This is a genomic window from Bradyrhizobium sp. (genome assembly GCF_049512235.1).
In the GTDB taxonomy this organism is placed as follows: domain Bacteria; phylum Pseudomonadota; class Alphaproteobacteria; order Rhizobiales; family Xanthobacteraceae; genus Bradyrhizobium.
The window spans coordinates 1-9,913 of record NZ_JBEKXH010000244.1; the positions used below are offsets into that span (position 1 = coordinate 1).

Below are 9,913 nucleotides of genomic sequence, written 5' to 3' on the forward strand. Positions count from 1 at the left end.
CACGCAGCCAATCGTCGGATGTGCATGCGTGCGATCCTCGCGCCGACCATGCCGGTGGGCGGCGCGTGGCGTCGCTATTTGTAATACACACGACCGCTGTGACGGTCATGGTGATGGTGATGATGGTGGTGATGATGCCTGTGTCGCACTTCCTTCAGCATTGCGACGGCCTCCGGTTTCGCCGCGGCCTCATCCTTTACAGTGACGGTAATGACGTCGGATTGTACCCCCGGCGCGAACGGAATATGGGTCCAGTTACCGAGCACCAGTTGCAGGGTATGCTCGCCAGGCGGCAATGTCAGCGTGGTCTCGGTCTGGCCTTTGCCGAAGTGGATATGCTGCGCGTCGACCGGAATGGGCTGGGTCATTTCCTCGGCCGTGAGCGTGGTATCGACCAGCAAATGATGGTGCCCGACATTGGGCTTCTCGACGCCGGCCGGCGCAACGCCCATATCCGGGCTGAGGCCGAACACGACCTTGAACGGGCTCGTTACGGTATCGCCGTTCTTGAGGTTCACGAAGTAGGCGTGAGCGCCGGCGGGTGCCGTCGATTGCCCGGTGTCGGATGGTGACGCGGCCGCCGGCGGCGTCTGGGCCGATGCCGGCGCGGTGGCAGCTAGAATCGTTGCAACACAGAGAACGCCGAAACACAATTTACGCATGATAGCCCTTCGCAAGTGGGAAAACGTGGAAGTGGAAAGGCGGTGCCGGCGTCAGTTGACGCCGTCAATGACGCAACCCTGGGGGTGCAAGCGCCCGACCCGGGAGGTGAGGTCCCGGTAACAGCCACTTTGCAATCCCATGGCCGGCCACCGCTCGCCACATTCGGATACACGATACAGGCTGTTAAACGGGGCCTAAGCGTGACCGATTCCGCGCCGAAGCGTGGCGGATTCGCGGAGCAAGCGAGCCGTTCAAGCGGCATTCGATCGGCGTTGTTTTCTCGAGATCAGGCGCTGCGCACGTTCGCGTCGATCACATCAGGGCGGCCGACCAGTCTGGAATAATCCGCGATCGGTCCGGGTCGTCCGATCAGATAGCCTTGCACCTCGTCGCAGGATTCAGAGACAAGGAAATCGAGCTGCGCGCTGGTTTCGACGCCTTCGGCCAGCACCGGCAGATTTAGTCCCCGCGCCAGCCCGACAACCGCGCAAACAATGGCCGCGGATTGCGGATTGGTCTTCAGATTCGAGATGAACGACTGATCGATCTTGATCTTGTCGAACGGGAAAGACTGCAGATAGGACAACGAAGAGTATCCGGTGCCGAAATCGTCCATGGCAATGCGCACGCCGAGCGCCTTCAGGCGACGCAGGATCGAAAGGCCCCGGGCGAAATCTTCCACCAGCACGCCTTCGGTGATTTCCAGTTCCAGCCGTGCCGGCGCGAGCCCGGTTTCAAGCAGCACCGAATGCACCAAAGCGGCGAGATCGCCGTGGCGGAACTGGATCGGCGAGAGATTGACGGCGAGCTGGAGCGGTCGTGGCCACGACGCCGCCTCGCGGCAGGCCTGGCGCAGGACCCATTCGCCGATCTCCATGATGAGCCCGCTTTCCTCCGCGATCGGAACGAAGGTCGCCGGCGAAACCATGCCGCGCTGAGGATTATTCCAGCGAAGCAACGCCTCGAAGCCGATCACTTCGCCGTCGATCCTCGCCTGCGGCTGGTAATGAAGGTGGAGTTCGTTGCGGGCGATGGCGGAGCTGAGCTCATGCTGAATGGCGCGCCGCTCGCGCAGCCGATGGTCCATCTCGACCTCGAAGAAGCGCGTCTTGCCGCGACCGGCCATCTTGGCGCGGTAAAGCGCGGCATCGGCATTGTTGAGCAGTGTCGTGGCATCGGCGCCATCGTCCGGAAAGATCGCAACACCGATGCTGATGCCGACGCGCAGATGTTGGCCGTGGATTTCCAGGTCGGCGGCGACAGCTTCGAGCAGACCAGCGGCGATGGCTTCGGCGAGCGCGGGCTGATCGCCGTTCGGCGTGATGATAACGAATTCGTCGCCCCCCAGGCGCGCCAGAAACGCATCGCCGGCTCTTTCGCGCAGCCTGCGCGACAATTCGCGCAGCAGATCATCGCCGACCCCATGGCCGAACACGTCGTTGACTTCCTTGAAGCGGTCGAGGTCGAGACTGAGCAGGCCGAACGTTTCTCCGCCGCGCTCTGCCATCTCGATCGTGCGGGCGAGACGCTCCGTGAAGGCCGCGCGGTTGGGCAAATCCGTCAAGGCGTCGTGGTTCGCCATATGCTCGAGCCGCGCCTCGGCCTGCTTGCGGTCGGTGATATCCTCCGAAAGGCTAAGCAGGTAGCGCGGCTCGCTGGTCCCCTCAGATATCGAGAGGTTCTTGGTCGCCATGACGCGGGTGCCGTTGTGACGGGTCTTTACCACGTGCTCGTCTATTTCCTGCAGTTCGCCCGTATGCGACGCCTCGCCGCCGAGCGGAAACAAGGCGTCCGTGACCTCCCTGGTTGAGGGATCGTCGACATGTTTGCCGATCAAATCGCCACGCGCCAGGCCGAAGACAATTTCGGCGGTCCGGTTGACGAGGACGTAGCGATGATCCCGTGCGTCCTTGACGGCGATCGAGACCGGCATGTTCTCGATGATGGTGTCGAGAAACTTCTGGGTACGGCCGAGCTCGGTCGCGGACGCGTCGAGCGCTTCCAGCTGACGAAAATGAATCAGTGATATGAACAAGCCGGCAAGCGCCAGCGCGAGAAACAGGCCAACCCCGATGCCGGAGCTCTGCCGCGTCACCGTGCGCAGAAACGGCGAGACCTGCACATCGATCGCGAACGCGCCGATGACGTCGTTCAGATGCCACTGCGCCTTGCCGGGCTGCAGCGCGTTGTGGCAGCTGACGCAACTCTGTTCCTGCGCCACGCTCGGATAGACCGTGCGAAATACCTTTTCGCCGTTGATGTCGAGCAGTTCGGACATCGGCTTTGGATTCGGCCTCGCTGCAAAGGCCTCGATTGCCTCGGCCATCCGCGCATCCGTCGGCGGCGTCAATATCTCTCGTCCCTGGCGGCCGACCCAGCGCAGGCGAAACGCGGAATCGTCGCCCGCGCGCTTGTTGAAGGCATCGATCGCGTGGGCCCGGAATGTCGCCGGCACCGGCGCGTTTGTTCCGAATTGCGACCGGACCGCCGAATAGTTGGTGACGAAGGCATCCACGAGCCGGAGCGCAATGATCTTCTCGTCGGTCTTGTGCTCCATGAACCAGTTCAGGCTGAAATAGTGGAACCCGTACCCGACCGCCGCGGACAGCATCGCGCACATGCCCAAATGCAGGAAAAAGCCGCGGCCGGACCGTGACCGAATGAAGCGGTTTACTTGCGAAAATCTGGTCATCCGCGCGCCGCGCTCCCACATGCCGGCAGAGGCTAGGACGAACGGGTTAAAGGTTTATTTTTGCGGGCGGCGTTTAGCCAAATTTATTCACATCCTTTGGTTGATAAATGGGAAAGGCTGCGGTTTGGTCCGCGAATCCGGCCCTTTTGGTCGATCCGGAGATGCTCAAGGGGCGGTAATTTTGCCCGGGTCATGAGCGCTCAACCTGCAATTGCCTTTTTGCCGAGATGCCGTATCATTGAACACAAATCCGGATTGGGTCGATACCCAACCAGTGCTTTCACATCCGGGATGGGGGAACGAGGGTGGCTGACGACGGCGGTAAGGGCCAGAGCGGAATCCCTGAACAATCGCTACATCAGGGACTGGTTTGTTCGTGCTGCGGTTCCCGGCTGCAACCGAGCAAGGCCAACGGCTCGGCGGGCGTCAAATTTGCAGCTGCCGGGTTGGCCGTTCCCGAAGCCGCCGGCACGATGTTCATCGATCCCCATGCGCACATGATTTCGCGCACCACGGACGATTACCAGGCGATGGCGCGCGCCGGTGTCGTGGCGGTGATCGAGCCCTCGTTCTGGCTTGGCCAGCCGCGCACCAATATCGGCAGCTATCTGGACTATCTTTCGACCATTTTGGGATTCGAAAAGTTCCGCGCCGGCCAGTTCGGCATCCGCCACTATTGCTGCGTCGGCCTCAATCCCAAGGAAGCCAACAATCAGGCGCTGGCCGAAGCCGTGCTCGACGCCCTGCCGGGCTTCGCGGTCAAGGAGGGCGTCGTTGCGCTCGGCGAACTCGGCTATGACGAGCAGAGCGCGCAGGAAGATAAATGTCTCCGTGCGCAGATCGATCTGGCCATCGAGCTCGACCTTCCGATCATGATCCATACGCCGCACCGCGACAAGCACCGCGGCACAATGCGGACCATGGACGTGCTGGCCGAGCATCGCTTTGATCCCGGGCGCTGCGTGATCGACCACAATACCGAAGAGACCGTGCGCGAAGTGCTGGACCGCGGCTTCTTCGCCGCCTTCTCGATCTATCCCCACACCAAGATGGGCAACGAGCGCATGACCGAGATCGTCCGTGTTTATGGACCCGAACGCATCATTGTCGATTCCGCCTGCGACTGGGGCGTATCCGATCCGCTGGCGGTGCCGAAGACCGCCGCGCTGATGGCGCAGCGGGGCATTGCCGGCCCTGATATCCGCAAGGTCAGTTACGAGAACGCGCTGGCCGTCTACGGCCTGTCCGGCGCGATGCAGGCGACCGACTGGACCGACCCGTCGCCGATCGACCAGAGCACGCTTTTTCTGGGCAACAGCGTGCTGCGCGGCGGACAGGCGCCGCGCATCGAGACGACGAGGAGATCGATGAGCGATATCAGGATCAGCTGACGCAATCATCGAACCGCGCCCGAATGTGCGCTCCTCTGAGCCCGATACGATACCGCGCCTGCCCGTCAAGCCAGTTCGCGCCAATCGATACGCTGCGCGTCCAGCCTGGCCTCAACTTCGCGCAATTGATCGCCGAACGGCAACTCGGACGCTGCCTTTGGCGCGGCGCGCAAGGCCAGCGCGATCGCCAGCCGGTCGTTTTCGGCACCGGCTTGCCAGGCGCCAACAAGCGCGGCCATGCGATCGCGATCCGCAAAGGGAGCAATGCAGCGCCAGATTTCGCCGCTGATCGGACGGTTGGCGGCCCGGCGCTCCTGCCAAAGCGAGACCAGCATGCGCGCGAGCCCTGGATTGCCGCGCCGGTCCAATCCCCAAATCGGCCACAGCGACGAGTCGATGAAGATCGCCTTGACGACCATCTGGTTCCAGTGATCTTCGCTAAAAACCTCCGCGGGATAAGGATTGCGATGCGCCAGCGCTTCGAACACCGGCTTCATCCCGGAACGGATCGCCTCGCGCGCGCGTGGCTCGATCGGCGCGGTCACGGGATAAATCGCAAAGCCCAGGCATAGCGCAATCAGCTCATTGATTTCGGCCGTCGCGCAATAGCGATCGAGCCGGCCGGCAAAATCGATATCGCTGCGATAACTCGCGATCATCAGCGCAATGCGCGCCAGCTGGTCGACGCTCCAGCCGGCGGGATCGAAACCGCGGCGCAACGTGGCCGCGCGAGCCAGATCGTCGGCGCCGAGATTGAGAGCGGCCTTGCCGAGCCGCCGGGGCGCCATTCCGATCGCGACGCCGAGCGCGCGATCGCTTGCGGCGCGCGACACCTCGTCGAGCGCGCCGCGAAACCACGTGATGCCACGATCATCCGTCGCCCGCGCGACCCAAGTGTCGGCGAGCGTCAGAAACCCTGCCAACAGCTGATGATCACGATAGCCCTGCGCTGCGCGGGTTGTTTCGGCCATGGGCAGGCCTCATGTTCCCGGAATGATCTTTTGCAGCATGCGCGTCAGCGGATATCCGAGCACGCAGATGGCTGCGACGGCGCTGTTGCCGACAACCCCGGCGATGGCAACGGCATCGACGAGGCATATCGCGGCGATCAATCCGGATACGGCGAGCGGCACCGCTCCCGGCACCGGCTTGTTGGCCAGCAGGTAGACCGCTCGCGCATCGGCGGCGAGCAACAACACCAGCGCAGTCAGCACAGGCCATGCCGTCAGGCCGGGCAACGCCGCAAGCAGCGGCACCGCCAACATCAACAGCGGCCAGAGCTTGCCGACCCGGTCAAGGCCTTCCTGCTTGGCCGCATAGGTGATGCCGGCGACGTGGGACGCCAGCGCGCAGGCGCCGATCAGCGCGGTATTCGACAGCCCGCCAGTCACCGCCACGCAGCTGCCTATATAAACCAGCGCGCGGCATAGCCCCATCACGATCGGGCTGAGCGGGTTGCCCTTGTGCCAGAGGTCGTAGAGCACGATCGTCGCCGCCAGTATCGTCCCGCAACTCGCCGCGGCCAAACCGAGCGGCATCATCAGCACCACGCCCGCCGCGAGCAGGCCGAAGCCGATCGCGCATACCGCGCCCGCCGTGATCTCACCTGCGTCAATGGGCCGGCCGGGCCGGTCGCGGGAATCGATGGCGCGATCGAAGAAATCGTTGAGACACATGCCGCCGACATAAAAGGCCGTCATCGCCGACAGCACCAGCATGAGCTGGCCTGGCCTTGCGCCGCCGCCGATGATCGATCCGGCAAAGACATTGGTCCACACCGTCGGTAGATTGGAGATGCGCCCGAGCCGCAGCAGCGTCGACAGAGCCGGCATCGGCCTGGCGATCGCAATCATCGAACCAGCCGCCCGGCGAGGCTGAACGATTGCAGCCTGATATCGTCGGCCGGCCGCGACGGCAGATCAAGCCTGGCGCTGTTCCTCACGCGACATCCCTTTTGCGCGAACCGCGGCAGCCGAAGCGACTTGCGTCAAAGGCGGTTTGGCCTAGTGTGCGGCGCGCAAGCTGCAATTTCAAGGTGCCATTTTGCCGGCCGGTTTGGCAAGCTGGATTGCAGTTTCAAGGCCGTGATCGGGTGCTGGCGTGACCATTTCCATACCTTCGACAACGCCGCAGGCGATCCAGGTCTCCGGAACAGACGGTTGAAACCGCTGCTGGCGATGATCGTGGTCGGGCTGTCGCCGCGACATCTCGGCGTTCACACCCCGCATCTTTCGGCGCTCGCGCGCGGCGGCGCCATGGTGCCGCTGCGCACGGTCACCCCGGCCGTGACCTGCAGCGTCCAGGCCAGTTTCATGACTGGTCTGAAACCGCGCGAGCACGGTATCGTCGGCAATGGCTGGCTATTCCGCGATCAGATGGAGATCATGTTCTGGCGCCAATCCAACCGGCTGGTCGGCGGCGAAAAGATCTGGGAGACGGCGAGAAGCCGCGACAAGGCTTTCACTTGCGCCAACATGTTCTGGTGGTACAACATGGCCGCCAGCCATGACATCGGCGCGACGCCGCGGCCGATCTACAAGGCCGACGGCCGCAAATTACCGGACTGCTATACGGTTCCCGCCGGCCTGCGCGATCGCCTGACCGATCGGCTCGGGCCCTTTCCGCTGTTTCAATTCTGGGGCCCGGCGACGACAATCGCATCGAGCCGGTGGATCGCGGAATCGACAAAACTCGTGATGCGCGAAGATAATCCGACGCTGACGCTCACTTATTTGCCGCACCTCGACTATGACCTGCAGCGCTTCGGTCCGGACGCCGCGCATCCTGCGGTACAAAAATCGCTCGCCGAAATCGATGCCGTCGCCGGCGACCTGATCGAGGCGGCAAGAGCAAGCGGGCGCTCGGTCGTTGTCCTGTCGGAATACGGCATCACCCGCGTCGACCGGCCGGTCCATATCAATCGGGCCCTGCGCGAGGCAGGCTGGCTGGCAGTGCGGGAGGAAGATGGCGGAGAATTGCTCGACCCCACCGTCTCCAGGGCGTTCGCGGTCGCGGACCACCAGATTGCCCATGTCTACGTCGCAGACCCCGGTGTGCTGCCGAACGTCCAAGCCCTGCTCGAGGCGCTGCCGGGAGTGGAGCGCGTTTATAACGCAACCGACAAGGCTGAAATCGCCCTCGATCATCCCCGTTCCGGCGAACTGGTCGCGATCGCCGATGCCCGGTCATGGTTCACCTATTACTACTGGAGCAACGACCGCCACGCACCCGACTTCGCCCGCACCGTGGAAATTCACCGCAAGCCCGGTTACGATCCCGCGGAGCTGCTCCTCGATCCCGCGATTTCGGCACCAAAACTGGCGATCGCAAAACGCCTGGCACTGCGCAAGCTCGGATTTCGCACGCTGATGGACGTGATCCCGCTGGATGCGTCGCTGGTCCGCGGCTCGCACGGCCGTATCAATGAACGCAGCGAGGACGGCCCTGTGGTGATCGTCGATCGGCCGCAATTGCTGAAGGGCAACACGCTGGCGGCAACACAGGTAAAATCGCTGTTGCTCGATGCGATTTTCAATGCGCAAGCTTGAACGCCAGTTGGCACGAAAGATGATGCGGCAATGGCCACACCACGCGTCGATACGGGGTATCCGGTTGAACTGATTGCGCCCGACATCTCGCCCTATCGGCGAGGAAATATCGGCGTCGAGTTCGTAACGACCTATAACTCAGGCTGCGCGGGACCTCACGTGCTGATTTCGGCACTTGTTCACGGCAATGAGCTGAGCGGAGCCATCGCACTCGACTGGCTGCACCGGCAGAACCCTCGACCGGCGGCGGGCAAACTCACTCTCGTCTTCGCGAACGCAGATGCGTACGCCCTGTGGGACGTGGCCGATCCAACCATCTCGCGATGGGTGGATGAGGATTTGAACCGGCTGTGGTCGGATGCAATCCTCGACGGACCACGCGACAGTGCAGAACTGCGGCGAGCGCGGTCGCTTCGGCCCATAGTGGCTGATGCAAACCTGCTGCTCGACATCCACTCCATGCAGACAGCCATGCCACCGCTGCTTTTGTCCGGGCCATTGGCCAAAGGACGCGATCTCGCCCGGAAAGTTGCAATGCCCGCGCTTGTCGTTGCAGACGAGGGCCACGCCCAAGGTCCACGTCTGCGCGACTATCGCAGCTTTTCCGATCCGGCCAGTACGAACAATGCGCTGCTGGTCGAAACTGGACAGCATTGGGCCAAATGCTCCGCCGATATTGCGATCGAGACTGCCGTTCGATTTTTGCGCGCAAGCGGGATCTTCACGGAAGAATTTGCGCCGGAGACGGCGACTGGTGTCGCGGCAACACAGCGGTTCGTTGAAGTCACCCAAGCCGTTACGATCACTGCCGCTCGGTTCACGTTTGCGCAGCCGTTCATTGGTGGGGAAGTCTTGGCCGAGCGCGGCACGTTGGTCGGATTTGATGGAGATGTACCGGTCCTGACGCCCTATGGCGACTGTGTGCTTATCATGCCGACGCGGCGGCCGTGGAAGGGGATGACAGCCGTGCGATTCGGGCGCTTTGTCGATGCCGCTCAATAGATCGGTACCGGCACGTCAGAGACGTGCCGGGATGATCAGGGATGCTTGATGTCGCCCCAGGTCGGCGCCTTCAGCGTATTGGTCACACCCGCCATTTCGGCGGGCGGACTGAAGAGCTGACATTGCGGAAGCGTCTTGGGGTCGAGGTTGCTGACGAGATCCCAGGTCTTTTTCGGATCCGGCTTGATGATGGCGAAGTTGGTATAGTTCTGACTGACGATCGGCGCGTTCGCCGGCGGCCGCGGGTAGCCGGAGAAGTAGAACGATTGCGGATGCCGGTACGGCGGGGCCGCGCGATCGACGCGGTCCCGTGTCGGCTTGCTCATGAAGCCGTAGCCGAACATGATTGCCTGATCATTGGTCCGGTCGGGACTGACGCCGACCTGGATCGGCTTGCCGCTTCCGGCACCGATCCAGAAGGAATAGCCCTGAACCCGATTGTTGAGCCGGGCGCTGTCACCTCTACTGTAGGGCAGATGGCTGATGAAGTCGGTGCGCGGCGGATGATTGAGCGGCGAAAACAGGCAGACCGGCGGCATCCCTTTGGGTCGGTCCTTGTCATAGGTAAGGAAGAAGGCGGTGTCGCCAAGCGATATGAACGAACAGGTAAAATGCTT

General features: G+C 62.7%; 8 protein-coding genes. 3 read left to right on the forward strand and 5 right to left on the reverse strand.

Annotated elements, in window-relative coordinates:
* Positions 1-74: 74 nt before the first annotated feature.
* Together ABSG20_RS21315 and ABSG20_RS21320 are read right to left on the reverse strand one after the other, a co-directional pair.
* Positions 75-662 (reverse strand): DUF4399 domain-containing protein, encoded by a 588-nt coding sequence (locus ABSG20_RS21315; protein WP_423866489.1) that lies wholly within the window; start codon positions 660-662, stop codon positions 75-77.
* A gap of 287 nt (positions 663-949) precedes the next feature.
* Positions 950-3,355 carry an EAL domain-containing protein gene (locus ABSG20_RS21320; RefSeq protein WP_423866490.1) on the reverse strand — a complete coding sequence of 802 codons (2,406 nt, stop codon included), beginning with the start codon at positions 3,353-3,355 and terminating at the stop codon, positions 950-952.
* Positions 3,356-3,660: 305 nt separating this feature from the next.
* On the opposite strand from ABSG20_RS21320, the gene ABSG20_RS21325 reads away from it, so the two are divergent.
* Positions 3,661-4,746 carry a TatD family hydrolase gene (locus ABSG20_RS21325; RefSeq protein WP_423866491.1) on the forward strand — a complete coding sequence of 362 codons (1,086 nt, stop codon included), beginning with the start codon at positions 3,661-3,663 and terminating at the stop codon, positions 4,744-4,746.
* Between the two features lie 65 nt (positions 4,747-4,811).
* Here the strand turns inward: ABSG20_RS21325 and ABSG20_RS21330 are convergent, their stop codons facing one another.
* Positions 4,812-5,717 carry an EboA domain-containing protein gene (locus ABSG20_RS21330; RefSeq protein ID WP_423866492.1) on the reverse strand — a complete coding sequence of 302 codons (906 nt, stop codon included), beginning with the start codon at positions 5,715-5,717 and terminating at the stop codon, positions 4,812-4,814.
* Positions 5,718-5,726: 9 nt separating this feature from the next.
* Entirely contained in the window at positions 5,727-6,599 is an 873-nt protein-coding gene (locus tag ABSG20_RS21335; protein ID WP_423866493.1) for a UbiA family prenyltransferase, read from the reverse strand.
* Between the two features lie 306 nt (positions 6,600-6,905).
* Between ABSG20_RS21335 and ABSG20_RS21340 the strand changes: the two genes are divergently transcribed.
* On the forward strand, positions 6,906-8,294 hold the full coding sequence (locus ABSG20_RS21340; RefSeq protein WP_423866494.1) for an alkaline phosphatase family protein: 1,389 nt from the start codon (positions 6,906-6,908) through the stop codon (positions 8,292-8,294).
* A gap of 30 nt (positions 8,295-8,324) precedes the next feature.
* Complete coding sequence (locus tag ABSG20_RS21345; protein WP_423866495.1) at positions 8,325-9,296, forward strand: M14 family metallopeptidase; 972 nt, start codon at positions 8,325-8,327, stop codon at positions 9,294-9,296.
* A gap of 35 nt (positions 9,297-9,331) precedes the next feature.
* Here the strand turns inward: ABSG20_RS21345 and ABSG20_RS21350 are convergent.
* On the reverse strand, positions 9,332-9,913 hold a 582-nt coding region (locus ABSG20_RS21350; protein WP_423866496.1), incomplete at its 5' end, for a hypothetical protein.

Bases quoted from the DNA above. Each gene is read 5' to 3' on its own strand.
- ABSG20_RS21335 (WP_423866493.1), bottom strand. From the start codon at position 6,599: ATGATTGCGATCGCCAGGCCGATGCCGGCTCTGTCGACGCTGCTGCGG.
- ABSG20_RS21345 (WP_423866495.1), top strand. From the start codon at position 8,325: ATGGCCACACCACGCGTCGATACGGGGTATCCGGTTGAACTGATTGCG.
- ABSG20_RS21315 (WP_423866489.1), bottom strand. From the start codon at position 662: ATGCGTAAATTGTGTTTCGGCGTTCTCTGTGTTGCAACGATTCTAGCT.
- ABSG20_RS21320 (WP_423866490.1), bottom strand. From the start codon at position 3,355: ATGACCAGATTTTCGCAAGTAAACCGCTTCATTCGGTCACGGTCCGGC.
- ABSG20_RS21330 (WP_423866492.1), bottom strand. From the start codon at position 5,717: ATGGCCGAAACAACCCGCGCAGCGCAGGGCTATCGTGATCATCAGCTG.